17 protein-coding genes are annotated in these 19,229 nt (G+C 43.0%); 7 read left to right on the top strand and 10 right to left on the bottom strand.

The genetic code is table 11. The features are described 5' to 3' along the window. Positions 1-171 precede the first annotated feature (171 nt). Complete coding sequence (rpmF, locus tag F8S12_RS27825; RefSeq protein WP_094328804.1) at positions 172-345, bottom strand: 50S ribosomal protein L32; 174 nt, start codon at positions 343-345, stop codon at positions 172-174. 120 nt (positions 346-465) lie between these two features. Beyond that, positions 466-957 carry a hypothetical protein gene (locus F8S12_RS27820; RefSeq protein WP_196519515.1) on the bottom strand — a complete coding sequence of 164 codons (492 nt, stop codon included), beginning with the start codon at positions 955-957 and terminating at the stop codon, positions 466-468. A 199-nt stretch (positions 958-1,156) separates the two neighbouring features. Here F8S12_RS27820 and F8S12_RS27815 point away from each other — a divergent pair, with 199 nt between their 5' ends. Next, positions 1,157-3,019: a caspase family protein gene (locus F8S12_RS27815; protein ID WP_196519514.1), complete on the top strand. Its 1,863-nt coding sequence runs from the start codon at positions 1,157-1,159 to the stop codon at positions 3,017-3,019. Positions 3,020-3,092: 73 nt separating this feature from the next. Here F8S12_RS27815 and F8S12_RS27810 read toward each other — a convergent pair whose 3' ends face one another. The 5 genes from F8S12_RS27810 to F8S12_RS27790 all read right to left on the bottom strand — a co-directional run bounded on the left by F8S12_RS27810 (position 3,093) and on the right by F8S12_RS27790 (position 9,363). Further along, complete coding sequence (locus F8S12_RS27810) at positions 3,093-3,470, bottom strand: Mo-dependent nitrogenase C-terminal domain-containing protein (protein ID WP_196519513.1); 378 nt, start codon at positions 3,468-3,470, stop codon at positions 3,093-3,095. 956 nt (positions 3,471-4,426) lie between these two features. Next, the gene (locus tag F8S12_RS27805) at positions 4,427-4,987 is read right to left on the bottom strand and encodes a Uma2 family endonuclease (protein ID WP_196519512.1); all 561 of its coding nucleotides are present in this window, start codon (positions 4,985-4,987) and stop codon (positions 4,427-4,429) included. A 213-nt stretch (positions 4,988-5,200) separates the two neighbouring features. After that, positions 5,201-6,973, bottom strand: coding sequence for a ribonuclease J (locus F8S12_RS27800; RefSeq protein WP_196519511.1), 1,773 nt, complete (start codon positions 6,971-6,973; stop codon positions 5,201-5,203). A 279-nt stretch (positions 6,974-7,252) separates the two neighbouring features. Then, a complete protein-coding gene (dapA, locus tag F8S12_RS27795) occupies positions 7,253-8,137 on the bottom strand; it encodes a 4-hydroxy-tetrahydrodipicolinate synthase (RefSeq protein ID WP_196519510.1) in 885 nt (294 codons plus the stop codon). A 182-nt stretch (positions 8,138-8,319) separates the two neighbouring features. Further along, entirely contained in the window at positions 8,320-9,363 is a 1,044-nt protein-coding gene (locus F8S12_RS27790) for an aspartate-semialdehyde dehydrogenase (protein ID WP_196519509.1), read from the bottom strand. 806 nt (positions 9,364-10,169) lie between these two features. On the opposite strand from F8S12_RS27790, the gene tig reads away from it, so the two are divergent. Further along, positions 10,170-11,612, top strand: a complete 1,443-nt coding sequence (gene tig / locus F8S12_RS27785; RefSeq protein ID WP_196519508.1) for a trigger factor — start codon at positions 10,170-10,172, stop codon at positions 11,610-11,612. A gap of 97 nt (positions 11,613-11,709) precedes the next feature. Here tig and F8S12_RS27780 read toward each other — a convergent pair whose 3' ends face one another. Next, positions 11,710-11,853 carry a hypothetical protein gene (locus F8S12_RS27780; protein ID WP_196519507.1) on the bottom strand — a complete coding sequence of 48 codons (144 nt, stop codon included), beginning with the start codon at positions 11,851-11,853 and terminating at the stop codon, positions 11,710-11,712. A 95-nt stretch (positions 11,854-11,948) separates the two neighbouring features. On the opposite strand from F8S12_RS27780, the gene clpP reads away from it, so the two are divergent. The 3 genes from clpP to F8S12_RS27765 all read left to right on the top strand — a co-directional run bounded on the left by clpP (position 11,949) and on the right by F8S12_RS27765 (position 15,022). Then, the gene (clpP, locus tag F8S12_RS27775; RefSeq protein ID WP_196519506.1) at positions 11,949-12,647 is read left to right on the top strand and encodes an ATP-dependent Clp endopeptidase proteolytic subunit ClpP; all 699 of its coding nucleotides are present in this window, start codon (positions 11,949-11,951) and stop codon (positions 12,645-12,647) included. A 9-nt stretch (positions 12,648-12,656) separates the two neighbouring features. Further along, positions 12,657-13,997, top strand: a complete 1,341-nt coding sequence (gene clpX / locus F8S12_RS27770; RefSeq protein ID WP_196519505.1) for an ATP-dependent protease ATP-binding subunit ClpX — start codon at positions 12,657-12,659, stop codon at positions 13,995-13,997. Positions 13,998-14,101: 104 nt separating this feature from the next. Continuing rightward, positions 14,102-15,022, top strand: coding sequence for an alpha/beta fold hydrolase (locus F8S12_RS27765; RefSeq protein ID WP_196519504.1), 921 nt, complete (start codon positions 14,102-14,104; stop codon positions 15,020-15,022). A gap of 71 nt (positions 15,023-15,093) precedes the next feature. Here the strand turns inward: F8S12_RS27765 and F8S12_RS27760 are convergent, their stop codons facing one another. Together F8S12_RS27760 and F8S12_RS27755 are read right to left on the bottom strand one after the other, a co-directional pair. Then, entirely contained in the window at positions 15,094-15,681 is a 588-nt protein-coding gene (locus F8S12_RS27760; protein WP_196519503.1) for a Uma2 family endonuclease, read from the bottom strand. 380 nt (positions 15,682-16,061) lie between these two features. Then, the gene (locus F8S12_RS27755; RefSeq protein ID WP_196519502.1) at positions 16,062-17,045 is read right to left on the bottom strand and encodes a GntR family transcriptional regulator; all 984 of its coding nucleotides are present in this window, start codon (positions 17,043-17,045) and stop codon (positions 16,062-16,064) included. Between the two features lie 207 nt (positions 17,046-17,252). On the opposite strand from F8S12_RS27755, the gene F8S12_RS27750 reads away from it, so the two are divergent. Together F8S12_RS27750 and F8S12_RS27745 are read left to right on the top strand one after the other, a co-directional pair. Continuing rightward, a complete protein-coding gene (locus F8S12_RS27750; protein ID WP_196519501.1) occupies positions 17,253-17,993 on the top strand; it encodes a dienelactone hydrolase family protein in 741 nt (246 codons plus the stop codon). A gap of 256 nt (positions 17,994-18,249) precedes the next feature. Further along, entirely contained in the window at positions 18,250-19,152 is a 903-nt protein-coding gene (locus tag F8S12_RS27745; protein ID WP_196519500.1) for a S1 RNA-binding domain-containing protein, read from the top strand. The last annotated feature ends 77 nt before the right edge of the window (positions 19,153-19,229 follow it).

The following is a 19,229-nucleotide window of genomic DNA, read 5'->3' as shown; positions in this document are numbered from 1 at the left end:
CAATTACTCACTACCAATTTTTTTCGATCTAATGAGCTTGTCTAGAGTATCTATGATTCATAATCCAATCAGGAAAGCTAAGAAAAAGGGTTTTTCAGTATTGAGAAGTTTAATCGGTACTTTTGCCAATCAAATCTATCGGTGCTGTTCATGCTTTTCCTGACTGGTAAATTATGATTCTTCTTCCTCTTCTTCAGCAGCTGGATAAACAAACGTAGAACGTCCAGTCAAAATTGACTTGCCCAAAGAGAGAGCTTTCTGAGCTTCGACGACGGCTTTATGCCTCCAGGTAGCTCGACGTTTATCTCGTTTTGATTTGGAAGTTTTCTTCTTAGGAACAGCCATGTCAGCAGATATCGCAATTATTGACAACCTTCTTATTCTAGGCCATCCACTGATGCCAAGGACAACAGTTGAGTTAGAGAAGAGGAAGAGGGGCAAGCTATGGACTTCTCTCTGTGTCGATTATTTTGGGGTTGACGGATTGCTAGCTGCTGGAACTGGCTTAGAGCTATTTTCAAACAAAAGTAGCGATCGCGCAGTTTTGAAGTAAGTAGACCAATTTTGAGCATCGGGGCGCGATCGCCATTGGGGACGGCTGACTTCTAATGTCAGAACTGGTGCGATCGCTCCATGATTTTGTACGGACACAATTATTGAAACATCTGTAACTAAGATATCTTGGTCGAAGCTCCGTTGAGCAGCTGCCCTCGCGGCTGCTTCGGCGCGCCGGAGAACGGTTTCGTAGTTTTCATCTGACTGGCGATCAATCGCCAGGTCAACTCTAGCGGTGTAAGCTCGCACAACCTGAGGTGCGATCGCTTCCGTTACAAACCACGCAGGAACGGTAGATATGAGCAAAACTACTAAAGGAACTATCCGGATTCTTCTGGCAATTTGGCTAATAACTGAAAAGGGAGTGATCGATGATGGTAGGGGAGCAGAAATCTTGCTCATGACCTTCTATCTCCTTAGTGATAATCTGTTATTGAAATTAGGCGAAAGTATTTTCCGGTCAATTAACGTAATAAAAATCACATTCTAACTTAAGATTCGCTCAAAATCACCTAGACTATAAGACATTAGGTTGGCTTTGTTTTTTGGCAAAGCCAACCGCAATTTTAAGACCAGCAAACAATAACTGACAAAGAGCGGGATGGCAAATTACTGGGCGATGGCGATTGGCATCAATCAATATCAGTTATTTCAACCTTTAAGTTGTGCCCAAGCAGATGCTGAGGCACTAGAGGATTTTTTGGTGACAGAGGCAGGTTTTTTTCCCAAGCACTGTCTAGTCATGACAGATACTTCGCCGCCGATTGGGGATAGATCAACTTACCCGACGAAGGAGAATATTTTACTGCTACTTGAGGATTTGGCAGCCACAAGTTGGCAACCGGAAGACTATCTATGGTTATTCTTTAGCGGTTATGGGGTCAACTACAAAGGCAAAGATTACTTAATGCCAGCAGAAGGCAACCCGGAACTTGTGCAAGAGACTGGCATAGAATTGCGATCGCTAATGCAAAGTCTGCAACTTGCTGATCTAAATGTATTGCTACTACTCGATATCAACCGCGCTTTTGGCACTCAAGCGGATGCTCCTGTTGGCGAAGAAACAATAGAACTAGCCCAAGAACTACAACTAGCGACAATTCTTTCTTGCCAACCAGAGCAGTTTTCCCATGAAAGTAGCGAATTAGGTCACGGATTCTTTACAGCAGCTTTGTTAGAAGCTTTGCGTTCTGGTAATGGCAGCAACTTGGCAGATTTAGAAAGCTACCTGAGTCTGCTCATGCCAAAATTATGTCAACACCACTGGCGTCCTGTCCAAGACCCTGCCACGATCATTCCATCAAGGCAGCAAGTAATCTTGCCAAAATTGTCAATGGAAAGCGACTCTCAAGCAGAATCGGTGATTTATCCCGAAGAATCCTTTGCTATTGCCCTTGCGGCTCCCCCGCTCGACGATTACCCAAGAACTTCAGCAGATCGAGGCAGATGGGGAGAAGCTACTGTGAACTCCTCCCAACAGGTCGAAAAGTCTAAGGGTCAAAAACTCCAGGAGTCCGCTACCGGCTTAGTTTCCCAGCCAATGCCGGAAACTTCTTTAGGAGTGAATAAGACAGGCAGATTTATCCCCAATTCCTCCCAAGGCTACGTCTCTCGATTGCCAGCGAATCAGCCAAGTATCCCTTTCTGGAAACAGTTTATCTTATGGGGCGGAGGCAGCTTGCTGGTAGCAGGTTTAATTGCCGTCGTTTTTCTCCGTAATCAAGAAACTTTTAGAATTAAGCAAATATCAAACACATCACCTAATACTACTAATAACCCCAAGGTTATCCAGAATTTACCAAACGAGCGCACTCCACCAGTTAGACTCAACAACCAATCTAGCGCCCAAATAATCTCTAATTCCGAGTCAAAAAAGCGGAATCAGGCAGTATTAGACCTGGCGAAAATGTCGCTCAGACAAACTCAGGCTAGCGATTTGAGCATGGCGATCGCTACAGCCCGGAAAATTCGACCCGGTGAACCACTGTACGAACAAGCTCAGGAGAATATTAAGATTTGGAGCCGGATGATTTTAGATTTAGCAGAAGGTCGTGCTAAACAAAGACAGTATGCAAGCGCTATTGCTGCCGCACGGTTAATCACCAAAGATGAAGACCCATACGCCAAAGCACAAGCAGCAATTAACCTATGGCGCTTAGAGGGCAAGCAGTATGTCAGTAACAAAACTCTTTTAGATGCAGCGAATGGCTTGATTAAGTCTGGACAGGCATCTACCTACAATCGGGCGATCGAAGTTGCCAAAAAAGTCCCATCGGGTCAACCAGGCTTCGATGCTGCCCAAAAATCGATCAATAAATGGAGTGAAAAGATTTTAGATTTGGCCAAGCGTCGCGCCACCGAGGGAGAACGTAATGCCGCAATTGCGACGGCTGCTTTAGTGCCAGAGGAGACAGCCGCTTATGAAGATGCTCAGGATGCCATCCAAAAATGGCAAAAAAAATAGTCAAAAAGTAGTTAGGAGTTAGGAGTTAGGAGTTTTAATTCCTCACTCGTAACTTTTCCCTCAGCACTCTGTATTAGCAGTATTGCGACACATCTTCGCCACATTCGTCGGCTAGATAGCACAGCGCTCGAAAACGTAAACCAACCACTTCGTCATATAAAGGGTTGAGCTTGCACATGGGCGGAATGTGAAGCAGAGTTTTCCCAAACAATTTGACATCTCGCTCAAAGGGACACTGAGATGGGATCAATTTGCACAAACGGTGAGCTAATTGGCGATCGCGGACTTGAATGCTATCTACCCGATGCCGTAAGGGTTGGAGAATATCCCTGTAAACTTTGGAAACAGAACGGTTTAGCTGGGTTACTTTGTGATCACTAGTCTCTGCTTGATTGATTGATACCCAGCTAGCCAGAAAAATCTTTTTTGTGGTACTGTCGAATACCTTCATGGTTAATCCTCTGCGTTATTGAGGTTATTCACCTTTTTGATGAATATATACAACGTGGCTACGACCTTTACCGGAAGAATCGTGTCCTAACTGCGATATAATGTAATATCTGATTAGCCACTTAAGTCAGAACCTAATTTATTACTACGTCAAGTTAATCGCAAATTTTCGGGGATCGGTAGTGTAATATTACGATCTTGTTCATAACTTGACACAGTTTAAATTTTAGTAAAGACATCTGTCAGTGGACAGGTTTTAGTGTAACATTTACAGAACTTAATATAAGGTCTTTCTAAAAGGATTTTTGCTAAGTAGAAACATCAATAATACCCTAGAAGGCATTTTTCCTCTCCGTGTTCCCACTTTCTCACGTAAGTATGTCCTGTTCATACTGGCTGAATGCAGTAGAAGCACTGATTTTTGATCGAGTAGAATCGATTGCATTTCACTAAAACAGTGCTGAGTGCCGAGTAACGTGTGCTGAGTAAAAAGTAAAATTAATTGCACTCAGCATATAGGGTCTGAATCCTTACAATTTATTTATGAAAAAAATAAAAATATTTTTTTTGAGACACGTAGTGCAAGAAAAAATATGTCCTTGTTTCAATCCCCTAGTTTTAACTATGGGATTATACTCAGCACTCAGCACTACTGAAAAAACTTAGGTTGGCAGTGCGATTTGAGAATGATATAGTCTGAAGCGTTAAAATTCAGATGAGCTTGTTTATGGGTGTTTCCGTACTCTACAGCGCAATTCCTCCTGGCAGTACGCTGTACGCACGCCTTCAACGTGAAAAGGCACTCAGCAGCCGAGAAAAATGAGGAGATATTGGTTGCATTTGCTTGAGGCGACAGCAACCTAACAAGTTAGAGCGCTCTGCCGAGTTGAACATTGCAAGACTTGGCGATTGATCGCAATCAGTATTTTTTGTTTCACGCAGAGGAGCCAAACAACCTTAAGCTGAAAATACTTGCTGGGCTGTTAGAGTTAGTTCTGCGAATGTTTGAGAAATAATCTGTTGGTTTCCAGTAAAGACAGTTTGCTTGTAACTACCGTTGTCTAGCAAACACACCGTCAGCTTATTTTTTAAGGGGTCAACAATCCAATACTCAACCACACCAATAGTTGCATACTCAGAGGTTTTTTGGTTATAGTCCCGGTCAACAGATTCAGGACTTACAACCTCAACTAATAGGGGTGGAGCAGTTTTGAGGATAGCCGAAGTACTCTCAATACTTTGTGCCTGTTGGTTAGTAATTACACAAATATCAGGTCGCCTGGGTTGTTTATTGGTGAGCACCTCTGTACCATTAGGACGCGGTTGTAAAGGCAGTCCCATTTTTTGAATTTCTAAAAAAAAGCGAACTAACAGTAAAGTGATAATTGCCTCATGCTTACCAGTACCAGGAGGCATTTCTAGCAGTACCCCATCCTCAAGTTCATATTGCTTATCTGTGCCATCATCAAAATTTACATACTCGTACAAAGTATTAATTTTTATTGGTGTTTTAGTCATAGCGATCGCCTCTAATAACTAGTACGAATTGCTGGGGCTTCTATCCTGATGATAAGAGACTACAACCAATAAGGTAAATGCTTTCTCTGAATCTCACGCCAAAGCGCAAAGACCCTCAGAAAAACTCTGCGTCTCTGCGCGGCAGTCGCTCATGGGGGAAACCCCCAAGACCGCGCTGCCTTGCCTCTGCGTGAGATTTTTATCTTAAATTTCCTACGATGCTACCTGAGCAGCAGTCCGAGTCCGCCGTCTTCTCCCATCAGCGACTTTCACAGGCGGCTCATCAGGGATTTGCATCAATAAAGTCACAGATGGTTGACATTGCAATTCCCGACGGATGGAACGTTGCAATTCTCGCTCTAAAGTACCTTGTAATCCACCCCAATCTATATTTGCTGCTTCACCTTCCCCAGCAGCAAATTCTGACCAGCGCACAGTGAGAATTTCTTCAATCCGTTGTTTTACCCAGGTTTGCAGCAGCGATCGCTCTACATTTGTCACTACACCCCGGAGGTGAATTTCTGGTTTTGCCAACAGTTTACCATTCCAATCAATGGCAGCTGCGATGGTGATAATGCCTTCTGAAGCCATACGTTGCCGTTCTTGTAAAACTTTGGCACTTACCATACCAGAACTGGTAGTATCCACCAGTTCTATACCAGATGGCACTTTACCAGCGACGCGAATGGAATCTTCAGTCAGTTCGACAACATCACCATTCTGAATAATGATCATGTTTTCTGCGGGAATGCCCATACTCTGAGCCGTTTCTGCGTGCTTCACCAGCATCCGATGTTCGCCGTGAAATGGCACAAAGAACTTTGGTCGAGTCAAGGCAATCATCAGCTTTTGCTCTTCCTGACAGCCGTGACCGGAGACGTGAATCCCTTTATCCCGACCATAGACCACTTTCGCCCCCTGAATCATCAATTTATCAATGGTGTTGACTACAGCGATCGTATTTCCGGGAATTGGGTTAGCAGAAAATACTACCGTATCTCCTTGGCGGATTTTAATGTGAGGATGTTCTTTGTTAGCAATGCGGGTCATTGCTGCCATCAATTCACCCTGAGAACCTGTAGTTAAAACTAAAACTTTTTCGTCAGGGAGATTGCGGACTGCGTGCAATGGTTGCAGCAGATTATCTTCACACTTGATGTAACCTAAATTCCGGGCGTGAGCAATCAAGTTTAGCATGGAACGCCCCACAACAGTCACTACACGGTTTTGCTTCTTGGCAATATCCAAAATCATGTTGATGCGATGCACGCTGGAAGCAAAGGTCGTGACGAATAATCGCCCGGTAGCTTGACTAAATACTCTCTCCAGATTGGGATAAACTGACCGTTCTGAAGGTGTAAACCCTGGTATTTCGGCGTTAGTGGAATCACTCAGTAAGCAAAGAACGCCTTTTTCGCCATGTTCTGCTAGGCGTTGCAAGTCAAACTTTTCTCCATCCACTGGGGTATGGTCAATTTTAAAATCCCCTGTGTGAATGACTACACCAAGGGGAGTCTGAATGGCAACTGTGAAACTATCAGCGATGGAGTGGGTGTTACGGATATATTCCACCAAAAAGTTTTTGCCAATCCGCACGACATCACGGGGTAGAACAGTTCTGATTTCGGTGCGATCGCGCACTCCCGCTTCTTCCAATTTACCCTCTAGCATTGCCATTGCTAGTCTAGGCCCATAAATCACGGGGATATCAAATTGCTTGAGATGAAAAGCAATCCCGCCGATATGGTCTTCATGACCATGAGTAACGATCATCCCTTTAATTTTGTGGCGATTTTCCCGCAGATAGGTGGTATCTGGCAGAACAATATTTACTCCATGCATCGCCTCTGTGGGAAAAGCCAATCCTGCATCTAACAGGATAATTTCATCGTCATACTCAAAAAGACAAGTATTTTTCCCAATTTCATGCAAACCGCCCAAAGGAATAATTTTCAAGGCGGAATTGTTAGCTTCGTTTTTAGCCATTTTCTCCTTAGATTGTTACTTGTGGTTAATTAAGTTGATAGTTAACGAACTTGTATTTAAGACAACATCATTTGTCTCTTAATTCAGTCCCAAAGCAATCAAGTTTTAATTGAAGATTTCAATTTTTTATTCAATAAAATCGACTGTATACTGAAGGATTCATAGTATATCTATCAGTCCTAGCACAGGTTTTTAAATTGCAACTTATGAACAATTATGGTCATTGTTTATATGTATCTTTAGAAAGCAGTAAATTACCAGCGCTTAACTAGATGATGGCTAGATTAAACTAAGTTCTTTCAAAACCGCTTCTAACTTTTGACTGACTTCTAAATCAGCTTCACATAGCGGTGGACGAGTTGAACCAACTTCCCAACCTTGAAGTTTCAGTGCTTTTTTCACTGGAATGGGATTTGAAGTCAGAAATAGAGCTTTAAACAACGGGAAAAGTTGGAGATGAATCTCACTAGCTACTTCAATTTTCCCCGCACTAAAAGCTTTGATCATCTGCTGTAGTTGGTTTCCTACCAGATGAGAAGCCACACTTACTACACCCTTTGCCCCGATCGCTAACAAGGGTAAAGTCATGTAATCATCACCAGAATAGATGTGGAATTCTTTTGGTGTCAAGCGACGAATTTCGCTTGCTTGATCTATACTACCAGTGGATTCTTTTATCCCGACAATATTGTTAACCTCAGCTAACCGGGCAACTGTTTCTGGCTGAAGGTTTTGTCCGGTACGACCAGGGACATTATATAACAACAATGGTAGGTCGGGACAGGCTTGTGCTATCGCCTGAAAGTGCGCTTCCAATCCCGCTTGTGGCGGTTTGTTGTAATAAGGAACAACTTGTAATGAACCATGTACTCCTATCTTAGACGCTTTTTGGGTGGCTGCGATCGCTTCTTTGGTGGAATTTGAACCACAACCTGCGATTACCTTGGCTTTTCCTGCCACGGATTGCAACACCTCGACGAACAGCTGGTATTCTTCATCCCAACTCAGAGTAGGGGATTCTCCTGTTGTGCCGCACACTACCAATGTATCTGTACCGTTGTTAGCTAGATGCGCTGCCAGTTCTGCTGCTACATCATAGTTGACACTACCATCTGCTTTAAACGGTGTAATCATAGCAGTTAAAACATTGCCAAAATCTCCCACCCTTTTTTCACTCCTGATTACCCATGTTTTTGTATCTTGGTGGTTTTTTCTTGTAATAACCTATTTGCAAATTGCTTTCAATAGTGATTTGCACATTTGCTCTTTTTCAAAAGTCCAAATTTCAAAATAATTAATTTTGGCTTTTGACTGGAGGTAAAAAAAGTCTCAGGCTTTGCTCTTGACTAACTTGAAACGTATGCCATAGAAGGTTTGAGTAGATTCTTTTCTACCAACAACTCAGCGATTTGGACTGCATTCAATGCTGCGCCTTTGCGGATTTGGTCGCCACACAACCATAATTCCAAGCCACAAGGATGAGAAATATCTTGACGAATTCTTCCCACTAAGACTTCATCTTTACCTGTTGCTTCAATTGGCATCGGAAAATGATTAGTTTCCCAATCTTCTACCAATTTCACTCCAGGGGAGGAATTTAAAATTTCTCTGGCTTCCTTTGCACTAAAGGGAGTCTCAAATTCTAAATTAATGGCTTCTGAGTGGGCGCGGAGTACGGGAACCCGTATACAGGTCGCAGTGATTCTGATTTGCTGCGTGCCAAATATTTTTCGGGTTTCGTTGACCATTTTCATTTCTTCCTCACAATAACCTAAATCGTTTAATGGGGAGTTATGTGGGAATAAATTAAATGCCAATGGGTAAGGCAATATTTCGGCAATTGGTGGCAGTCCTTGTAGTATAGCGCTTGTTTGGGTTTTGACTTCTGCCATTGCTCGAGCACCAGCACCACTAGCAGATTGGTAGGTTGAGGCGACGATGCGTTGCACTGGTTTAACTTTATGCAATGGCCATACTGCCACAGCCATTAAAATTGTTGTGCAGTTTGGGTTAGCAATAATGCCTTGGTGATTAGCTGCGGCTAGTGGATTCACCTCTGGTACGACTAAGGGAACTTCCGGGTTCATCCGAAAGGCACTGGAGTTATCAATTACCACTGCGCCCTTTGCGACTGCAACTGCTGCCCAAGCTTTTGATGTGGAACCACCTGCACTAGCTAGTACTATATCCACATTTTCAAAGGCGCGATCGCTCACTGGCTCTACTAGTATATTTTCACCTTTAAAGAGCAGCGATCGCCCGACACTCCGTTCTGATGCCAATAACTTCAAGTCAGCAACCGGAAAATTACGACTTTCTAATAATTCCAGCAACTCTGTGCCAACTGCACCAGTCGCTCCCAAAATAGCTATCCGATAGGATTTTGACAAACTTGCTTTCTCCTTTAAGAGGTTTATCTTGTAATTTGTTGGAACAATTGACAATTTAAGTATATTTAAATGGCGATCGCAGTCTTAAAATTCATTTTGAATATTTTTAGATTTTTCTCTAACTTAGTCGATCTCTATATCTAATGGACTCTTTAATTAAGTTAAGTAATGTTGCATTCTACAACAACCGCTCTTCAATTCTTTCATCGATTTAAACTATATATTATTATACAACAAACCGCAGTTTAGCAGAAAAATGGAGATATCTGCACTTAGGCGTTTCAAAAGCACCCTACCTGTAAGTTAACAAACGTATGGCTGCAAAGTTGCTTACCAAGATGAAGAATATACTAGGATCGAAATGCATAAAGCCATCACATTATAAAACCGAGCTATGGGGTTAGGTAACAGATGCTCTCTCATACCACAACTTAATATATAGCTAGACTAGGTACTATAAACTTTAATTTGAGAGTACTAACCACTCGCTGACAACCAGAATATCACGGCGTTAGCCCACTGAATAATTAATTTTTAAGTTTCAGAGTGAGTGGGCTGGGGACTGGGGAAGAGTTTTCCCATGCCCAATGCCCCATTGACCAAATTGTCATGAAGCTAAAATGTCAAGTCCTTGGTCATTGGGGGTAAACTGGATCTTTGCCCCAAGACAAAGATCCATCCTTGGATGTCATAAGACCTTTTGGCAAGCTTCCATTTGCTTAAGAGACATCAAGCCATAAACGCGAACAATTATTGCGTCTTGTGTGTACTCGGAGTATAAAATACCAGAAAACTAGAGACGAAGCATGAAAGTCACCCAGGAAAAACTTCCCGCCAGCCAAATTGGACTGGAAATAGAGATTACGCCGGAAATTACCAAGCAAACTTACGAAAAGGTCATTAAAAACTTAGCGAGTACTGCCAATATTCCTGGGTTTCGTAAAGGCAAAGTGCCTCGGCCGATATTGTTACAACGGCTGGGTACAACTCGAATCAAAGCAGCAGCGTTAGAAGAACTAATTCAAGATGGGATTGAGCAAGCAGTTAAACAAGAAGACATCCAGGCAATAGGTCAGCCGCAATTGCGCTCTTCCTTTGAAGATTTGATTAAGAATTATGAACCTGGAAAACCCCTAACGATTTCGGCCGCTGTCGATGTAGAACCAGAAGTGAATCTAGTTCAGTACACTGATCTGCAAGCCAAAGCTGAAGAAGTCAAGTACGAGCCAGAACGAGTGGAGAACACTCTGGATAAGGAACGTCAAGAATTGGCGACATTGATTCCTGTGGAAGGACGTGCAGCCCAAATCGGCGATATTGCCGTAGTTGATTTTAAAGGTTTATTCGCCAGAGTTGAGGGCGAAGACGAAACAGCTGAACTAGAACCGATTCCCGGAGCCGAAGCAACTGATTTTCAAGTTGAGTTGCAGGAAGATAAGTTTATTCCAGGCTTTATTTCTGGAATAGTGGGGATGAATCCTGAAGAAACTAGAGAAATTGCAGCGCAGTTCCCAGATCCGTATGCTAACGAAGATTTAGCTGGAAAAGCAGCAACTTTCATAGTAACGCTCAAAGAACTGAAAGAAAAAGAGCTACCGGAATTGAATGACGACTTCGCCCAAGAAATCAGCGACTTTGAAACTTTAGAGGAGTATCGCGCTTCTTTGGTGGAGGAATATGAAAAAGAGGCGGACGACAAAACGAAAACAAATAAGCAGGAAGCCTTGTTAACGGAACTACTTAAGCATGTAGAAGTTGACTTGCCAGCAACATTAATTGAGCAAGAAGTGGATGCAATGCTAACGCAAACAGCAATGCGGCTGTCTCAGCAAGGATTAGATGTGAGAAAGTTGTTTACTCAAGATATTATTCCTCAGTTGCGGGAGCGATCGCGCATTGAGGCAATTGAACGCATCAAACGCTCCTTGTCGTTGCGGGAAGTCGGTAAACGCGAATCTATCGAGGTAACACCAGAAGAAGTCGCAGCCAGAGTCACAGAACTTTTGCAGCAATATACGGAAGAACAAGACGTTGATGAAGATAAACTGCGCTCAATCATGGAAAACGAACTGTTAAGCGAAAAAATCATCGATTGGCTCTTAGAACACTCCTCAGTTGAACTTGTACCCGAAGGCTCCTTGAGTGCCACAGAGGAAACGGAACTGCTAGAAGCACATGCTAATGCTGATGATGTACCTCCGATAGAGGAAGAAAGCGGCGAAGCTTCTACAGAAGTCACAGAAGGATAATGAGAAATTCCACAGGCATGAGTTTACCAGTTCTGAGTTAAAGTACTGGTGAGATGGGTAAGCTAAAGGAGATGAGGGAGCAGGAGGAGATGAAAGTTCACGGACTCTTGGCTCTTAACTCCTCATAACTCAGAGATAAAGGCAGAATAATTAAAGAATTAATGAATTTTCGGCAAATAGTGACACCTGTGATCGCCTGGGCTTGATACTGTGTTAAACGAGAGGAAATTATATGAGGCATAATGGTTAATACGTAGCTTATAAGAATTCCATTCGTCGAAAAGGCAGCACATGCTGCTGAAACATTTGTCCTAAACTATCGTCAAATTTGGTTGTATGCTTCTATCGCAGTCGGGAAATTCCCCCATCAGCAACTTAAGTCGAATAAACATTAACTCCCAGTTGAGCAGCCCTAGCAACATCGTGCCGATGGTGATAGAACAATCTGGCATGGGAGAAAGGGCTTTCGACATCTACTCCCGCCTGCTGCGAGAGCGGATTATCTTTTTGGGAACGCCAATAGACGATGCTGTAGCTAACTCAATTGTGGCTCAGTTGTTATTCCTAGACGCCGAAGACTCAGAGAAGGACATCCAACTGTATGTTAATTCTCCTGGCGGCTCAGTCTACGCAGGAATGGCAATCTATGATACAATGCAGCAGATTCGCCCTGATGTTGTTACCATCTGTTTTGGATTAGCTGCCAGCATGGGGGCATTTTTGTTGACAGCAGGGGCTGCTGGTAAGCGGATGTCTTTGCCCGACTCCCGGATTATGATTCACCAACCCCTTGGTGGCGCTCAAGGTCAGGCCATTGACATAGAAATTCAAGCCAGAGAAATTCTTTACATTAAAGCTAAGTTGAATCAGTTAATGGCTCACCATACTGGTCAAGCCTTAGAAAGAATTGAAGCGGATACTGAGCGCGACTTTTTTATGTCGGCAGAAGAGGCGAAGAACTACGGTTTGATTGATCAGGTCATTTCCAGGCAAAATCTTCCCATAGCAGGGGAAAACGTCACCATTCTGAAATAAGAGGCTGGTATGTCTAAGTACGACTCCCATTTGAAATGTTCATTTTGTGGTAAGTCTCAAGAGCAGGTGCGTAAATTAATCGCAGGGCCGGGAGTCTACATCTGCGATGAATGCGTTGATTTGTGTAACGAAATACTAGACGAGGAGTTACTCGATACCAGTGGTGCGGCAGCACAACCAGCACCAAGAGCAGAACCACCTCAAAAACGGCGTACCCACTCTTCTAGTATTTCGTTTAATCAAATACCCAAGCCAAGAGAGATTAAAAAGTATCTAGACGAACACGTTATTGGCCAAGACGAAGCGAAGAAAGTGCTGTCAGTAGCTGTTTACAATCACTACAAGCGGCTGGCGGTGATTCAGTCTAAAGCCAGTGGCAAAGCTGGGGCGGATGATGCAATAGAGTTACAAAAGTCAAATATTTTGTTAATTGGCCCGACTGGTTGCGGCAAAACTCTTTTGGCGCAAACCTTAGCAAAAATCTTGGATGTACCCTTTGCCGTCGCCGATGCCACGACACTGACGGAAGCGGGGTATGTGGGAGAAGATGTAGAAAATATCTTGCTGCGACTGTTGCAGGTGGCAGATTTGGATATAGAAGAAGCGCAACGGGGAATTATTTACATTGACGAAATTGATAAAATTGCTCGGAAGAGTGAGAATCCCTCGATTACCCGCGATGTTTCTGGCGAAGGTGTGCAGCAAGCTTTGCTAAAAATGTTAGAGGGAACGATCGCCAATGTACCACCCCAAGGAGGGCGCAAACATCCTTATCAAGACTGCATCCAGATTGATACAAGTAATATCTTGTTCGTCTGTGGTGGTGCCTTTGTGGGCTTAGAAAAGATTGTAGATCAGAGAGTTGGCAAAAAAGCAATCGGCTTTGTGCAACCGGGAGAGGGTCAATCGAAGGAGAAACGAGCCGCAGACACTCTTCGCAGTCTAGAACCGGATGATTTAGTCAAATTTGGCATGATTCCAGAATTTATTGGGCGCGTGCCAATGGTAGCAGTCGTAGATCCGCTAGATGAAGAAGCGCTAATGGCGATTCTCACCCAACCACGCAGCGCCTTAGTGAAGCAGTATCAGAAGCTGCTGAAGATGGATAATGTCCAGTTAGATTTTAAATCAGATGCTTTGAGAGCGATCGCTCAAGAAGCCTACCGCCGTAAAACTGGTGCTAGAGCGTTGCGGGGCATTGTCGAAGAACTGATGCTTGATGTCATGTATGAGTTACCATCTCGTAAAGATGTGACACGCTGTACAGTAACACGGGAAATGGTCGAGAAGCGATCGACTGCCGAACTACTGGTACATCCATCCTCACTACCGAAGCCAGAATCAGCATAATAGTAATTAGTCATTAGTCATTGGTCATTGGTCATTGGTCAAAAACTAAGGAATAATAACCATGTACGAGGGACAAATGACAACTGACAAAGGACAAATGACTAATGCCTTATATTAATGTTCGTGGCGTTGAGCATTACTACGAGTGGGTGAAAAAGCCATCTGGTTCTTTGGTAAAACCAGTGATGATTTTCATGCACGGTTGGGCTGGTTCGGCTAGGTATTGGAAAAATACGGCTGAGGTCTTATCAGAGCAATTTGATTGTTTACTCTACGATTTGCGGGGATTTGGCCGTTCTCGTGGTAAGGGAACCATAGCTCAAGCAAGTGAATCTGTTGCTGAGTCCCAGTCCTCCCAGGAAGAATCAGAGGCAATCAGAGAGTTAACCTATGAATTAGAGGAATACGCTGATGATTTGGCAGCTTTGTTAGATGGGTTGCATCTTCAGCGTGTCTATATTAATGCTCATTCAATGGGCGCGTCTGTTGCTACTTTATTTTTTAACCGCTACCCCCAACGAGTAGAACGAGGAATTTTAACCTGTAGCGGCATTTTTGAGTACGACGAAAAATCCTTTAGTGCCTTTCATAAATTTGGTGGCTATGTCGTAAAATTCCGTCCCAAGTGGTTAGGAAAAATTCCATTTGCTGATAGGATGTTTATGGCCAGATTTTTATATAGTTCTATCTCACATTCTGAGCGGCAAGCTTTTTTGGAAGATTTTCTTGAAGCAGATTACGATGCAGCTATAGGGACAATTTTTACTTCAGTTAGCAAGGCTCAAGCTGAAGTGATGCCTCAAGAGTTTGCCAAGCTGACAGTGCCAACTCTACTCGTGGCGGGGGAGTATGACAAAATTATTCCAGCTGAAATGGGGCGTCAAGCAGCCGCACTGAGTGATAAAGTTGAGTTTGTGATGATTTCTAACACAGCGCATTTCCCGATGTTGGAAGATGCTCCAACTTACCTGCAACGGGTACAAGAGTTTTTGCAAATTACTACGCCACAATCGCAGGTGGATTAGCTTGTTGTCAGCTTTAGTTTTTGATTGAGACAGTCGTTACCTGCTTTTGCGTCACGGTTAGTTCCGAGATGTTATTTTCGGATAGCCTGCACAAATTCCGCAACAGCGTCGTACTGGTCAGGATGTGCGATATATTGGAGCAACAAAGCCGGGTCTAAATTCGGGAAGAAACTGCTACGGTTTACTTCTTCATACTCGCCAGCCGCATTTAAACGAAATATCTTTATCTGATTAGATTTCCAGAACCAAATTTCAGGCACTTTTTTGGGTTTGTATAACTCTTTTCGGTTAATGGTGCCACTAGTAACAATAACTTCAATAATAATGTCTGGCGTTTCTTTATTGCTGCCAATGCAGTAGGATTCATCTGGTGTGCCAGAAGCATATCCAGGTTCTTCTATAGTAAAACCACCACGACCGTAAAACCGGATTCCCAACTCTCTCATGTAAGCTTCTAGCAAGTATCCGAGAGTTGTTTTCACGTACTCATGTTTATCTCCAATGGGCGACATAATTTCTAATATTCCTGACAAATAAGAGAGTCGGACATTGCGGTTATCTTTTAGCTGTGCCTCAATACCTTTGAATTCCTCCCAAGAAACATCTGCGACGGTCACTAGTTTTTCTTGTATGGGATGGTCTAGAAGTGGGATACTCATATCGCCTCTCAACAGTTTTTTATTGAATGATTGATAAGTATTAGCTGAATCCAAAAGATGTATTTACCCTCTCCATTCAAAGGTTCAGAGCATAGCCGAGTGCTAGCCAACAGCAGATGTAAGTAAGTAGGTGAGAATAAATCAAAGTAGATTAAGTAATGTAAAAAATCTTGAGATGAGTTCGTAGTGGGGGCTTCAGCCCTCAAATTAGGACTAAAGTCCTTACTACAAACCTTGAATTATTCACGCCGCTCTACTTGTATCTATTTTATTGCTTCTATCAAACCAACGTCGGGTTGCATTTTTACAATCATAATCCTGAGTTATTTGTTAAGTGTGTCCGCCTATGCCATGCTTCCCCTCTCTTCAGTATCCTTGGATTAACCCAAACCTAGTTCTCGTTTTAGCAAGTTAATCGAGTTAGTGCCGATATAATTCTCAACTTTAATCAGCTTTGGTGGACGAATAATATCTTCCTCAAATGCTTGCACAGCTGCTTGCACTGCCGCAAAACTAGCTTGATCACTTATAATTACTTCAGCTCGTTTAACCATAGCCTGAAGTTTATAAGCATCTTTTGGTTGCGAAGTCATTATCAGTAGTTCATCCCCCCGCAGACCGTGGAGGATGACTTCTGCGGCTCGCGCAATTCCAGAACTGAGGCTAACTATACCTACACAGTTTTCTTTTGGTAGGGTTTTCAATAAGTTGAGTTCTTTAGTGTAGTCGTAGATATCCAGAGGAATTACTCGCGCTGCTTTAGGAGCTGCGATCGCTTCTACATTGCTGATAAAATACCGACTTGTGACTACTGTCGCAGAGGTAGTTTTATCTAACACAGCCACTAATTCTTCCATTGCTACCAACTGTACTGGTATTTTCAGAGCTAGTTCTAATTCATACACCATCAACTCACCAGCACCCATATCGTGAGATGGAACTGCAACCAGTACCCGCGCGCTACAACGCAAGCGCCAGTCAATTTCCGCTAAAAATAATTCTCTGGCTTGATTGAGCGAACATCCTTGAGAGAGGAGATTATCAAGTGCTTGCTGGACAACTTGATATGCGTCAGGATGTTGTTTGAGAATTGGTGATTGCAGCCTGCTACCGCCCTCATGACCTTGGGGACGAACATAAATTCCTGAACCAGCCATACTTTCAACAAATCCGTCTTCTTCTAGTTGACGGTAAACTTTGCTTATGGTATTACGATGTAAACCAGTTTGCATTGCTAATGCCCGTGTGCTTGGCAATTTGTAAGCAGGGGGATATTGCCGGGAAGCGATCGCAAACCGGATTTGATTAAACAGCTGAGTTGATGCGGGAATTTCGCTGTCTGGCTGAATACGGAATTGAATCATCAGCAAACCTCTTAAATACTAAGTGCTGAGTTCTGAGTCCTGAGTGTTGCTTTCCTACTTAGCAATTTTGACCCAGCACTCCTTTAATAACCAGTTGCATTGCTCACTATCGGTAATTAATAATTTAATCAGAAAAAACCTGGACATACTGGCATAGTTATATCAAATAAACACAAGGTTAATCACATAGCACTGGTAAAAATTATTATGACAGAGCAAGCAATAATTACCACAACGGTTAATCTTTTGCAAGATAATATTCAAGTGTCTGCTTACCTAGCAGAGCCAGAAGAACCTGGATATTACCCAGGAGTCGTGGTATTACAGGAAATTTTCGGTGTCAACGTTCACATTCGGGAAGTTACAGAACGGATCGCCAAACTTGGATATGTAGCAATTTCACCTGCACTTTTTCAACGTATTGCTCCTGGTTTTGAAACCGGATACACACCCGAAGATATTGAAACTGGCAGAAATTACGCTATGCAAACTCAAGCATCAGAGTTGTTAAGCGATATTCAATTAGCAATTGACTACCTCAAAAATCTGCCTCAAGTAAAAAAAGATGGTTTTGGCTGTATTGGCTTCTGCTTTGGTGGTCATGTTGCATATCTTGCAGCCACTTTGCCAGATATTAAAGCTACGGCTTCCTTCTACGGTGCTGGAATTACCACCCGCACACCAGGAGGTGGCGCTCCTACTGTTACCCGTAGCAGAGAAATAATGGGTACTCTCTATGCCTTTTTTGGTACAGAAGATACTAGCATCCCAGCCGAACAAGTAGATGAGATTGAAGCAGAGTTAGAAAAATATAAAATTCCTCATCGTGTGTTTCGCTACGATGGAGCTGACCACGGATTTTTCTGTGACCATCGTGGCAGTTATAATCCTAAAGCTGCTGCCGATGCTTGGGAGCAGGTAAAACAATTCTTTGGTCAACTGAACTGAAGCCTATGTAGCTAAGTTAGTTTTTTGTTATTTGTCATTTGTAATAACCACAATGCTGTGTGCAACTTTTACTCTGACTTACCCCTCCAGATTCCTTCCTTATGAGGGAAGGGGAAAATTCAAAGCCTCTCTTTTTTTAGGAGAGAGGTCAGAATATTAAGTTGCACACTGCGTAACTACAAACAAAAGATAAATGACAAATGACAATCTAACCTCCAATGGCATCAGATCAAATAACAATTAATCTTCAAAAGTCATGAATTCCGAATCGAACCTTTCTCAAACAGCCAATTCGTCATTTACGATGGACGATTTTGCCAAAGCACTAGAAAAACACGACTACCAGTTTCAAAAGGGACAGGTTGTACGTGGCAAAGTGTTCCAACTTGACCATGATGGAGCCTATGTTGATATTGGTGGCAAGTCGTCAGCTTTTCTCCCCATCGATGAGGCTTCTTTGAGAGCTGTTACCGATTTATCGGAGGTGCTGCCATTGCAAGAGGAAATGGAGTTTTTGATTATCCGAGATCAGGATGCAGAAGGTCAAGTAACTCTTTCTCGAAAGCAGTTGGAAATTCAGCACATCTGGGAACGACTGGCCGAAATGCAGGAAAATACCCAGACTGTGCAAGTACGGGTTATGGGTGTGAATAAAGGTGGTGTCACCGTTGATATTCTTTCTTTGCGGGGATTTATTCCGCGATCGCACCTGGCAGAGCGTGATAATTTAGAAGCACTCAAAGGTCAAAATCTGACTGTGGGTTTTTTGGAAATTAATCGTAACACCAACAAACTCATCCTCTCTCAGCGTTTAGCGACTCGTTCTAGCAACTTCAGCTTATTAGAACTAGGTCAACTTGTGGAAGGCAAAGTTACTGGCATCAAACCTTTTGGTGTGTTTGTCGATTTAAGTGGGATGAGCGCTTTGCTTCATATCAAGCAGGTAAGCCAAAAATTCATTGAATCTTTAGAAAAGGTATTTCAAGTTGGTCAGCCAATTAAAGCTGTAATTATTGACTTGGATGAAGGTAAAGGGCGGGTTGCTCTTTCTACGAGAGTTTTGGAAAACTTCCCTGGCGAAGTGCTAGAGAATATGGATGAGGTGATGGCTTCGGCTGAGGCGCGTGCTAATAGGGCTAATAACAAAGCTTCTGAATAGTTTTGAGGTGGGCTGTTTGCATAAAGTATAAATAGTGCGTTTCCGATAACGCCCAAAAAAGAACCCCACCCCCAACC

This window comes from Nostoc sp. WHI (assembly GCF_015714725.1).
Classification (GTDB): Bacteria; Cyanobacteriota; Cyanobacteriia; order Cyanobacteriales; family Nostocaceae; genus Nostoc.
The sequence above is the reverse complement of the archived record's forward strand: the minus strand, read 5'-3'. Positions and strand labels throughout refer to the sequence as shown.

Bases quoted from the DNA above. Each gene is read 5' to 3' on its own strand.
- rpmF (WP_094328804.1), bottom strand. From the start codon at position 345: ATGGCTGTTCCTAAGAAGAAAACTTCCAAATCAAAACGAGATAAACGT.
- F8S12_RS27820 (WP_196519515.1), bottom strand. From the start codon at position 957: ATGAGCAAGATTTCTGCTCCCCTACCATCATCGATCACTCCCTTTTCA.
- F8S12_RS27815 (WP_196519514.1), top strand. From the start codon at position 1,157: ATGGCAAATTACTGGGCGATGGCGATTGGCATCAATCAATATCAGTTA.
- F8S12_RS27810 (WP_196519513.1), bottom strand. From the start codon at position 3,470: ATGAAGGTATTCGACAGTACCACAAAAAAGATTTTTCTGGCTAGCTGG.
- F8S12_RS27805 (WP_196519512.1), bottom strand. From the start codon at position 4,987: ATGACTAAAACACCAATAAAAATTAATACTTTGTACGAGTATGTAAAT.
- F8S12_RS27800 (WP_196519511.1), bottom strand. From the start codon at position 6,973: ATGGCTAAAAACGAAGCTAACAATTCCGCCTTGAAAATTATTCCTTTG.
- tig (WP_196519508.1), top strand. From the start codon at position 10,170: ATGAAAGTCACCCAGGAAAAACTTCCCGCCAGCCAAATTGGACTGGAA.
- F8S12_RS27780 (WP_196519507.1), bottom strand. From the start codon at position 11,853: ATGCCTCATATAATTTCCTCTCGTTTAACACAGTATCAAGCCCAGGCG.
- clpP (WP_196519506.1), top strand. From the start codon at position 11,949: ATGCTTCTATCGCAGTCGGGAAATTCCCCCATCAGCAACTTAAGTCGA.
- clpX (WP_196519505.1), top strand. From the start codon at position 12,657: ATGTCTAAGTACGACTCCCATTTGAAATGTTCATTTTGTGGTAAGTCT.
- F8S12_RS27765 (WP_196519504.1), top strand. From the start codon at position 14,102: ATGCCTTATATTAATGTTCGTGGCGTTGAGCATTACTACGAGTGGGTG.
- F8S12_RS27760 (WP_196519503.1), bottom strand. From the start codon at position 15,681: ATGAGTATCCCACTTCTAGACCATCCCATACAAGAAAAACTAGTGACC.
- F8S12_RS27755 (WP_196519502.1), bottom strand. From the start codon at position 17,045: ATGATTCAATTCCGTATTCAGCCAGACAGCGAAATTCCCGCATCAACT.
- F8S12_RS27750 (WP_196519501.1), top strand. From the start codon at position 17,253: ATGACAGAGCAAGCAATAATTACCACAACGGTTAATCTTTTGCAAGAT.
- F8S12_RS27745 (WP_196519500.1), top strand. From the start codon at position 18,250: ATGAATTCCGAATCGAACCTTTCTCAAACAGCCAATTCGTCATTTACG.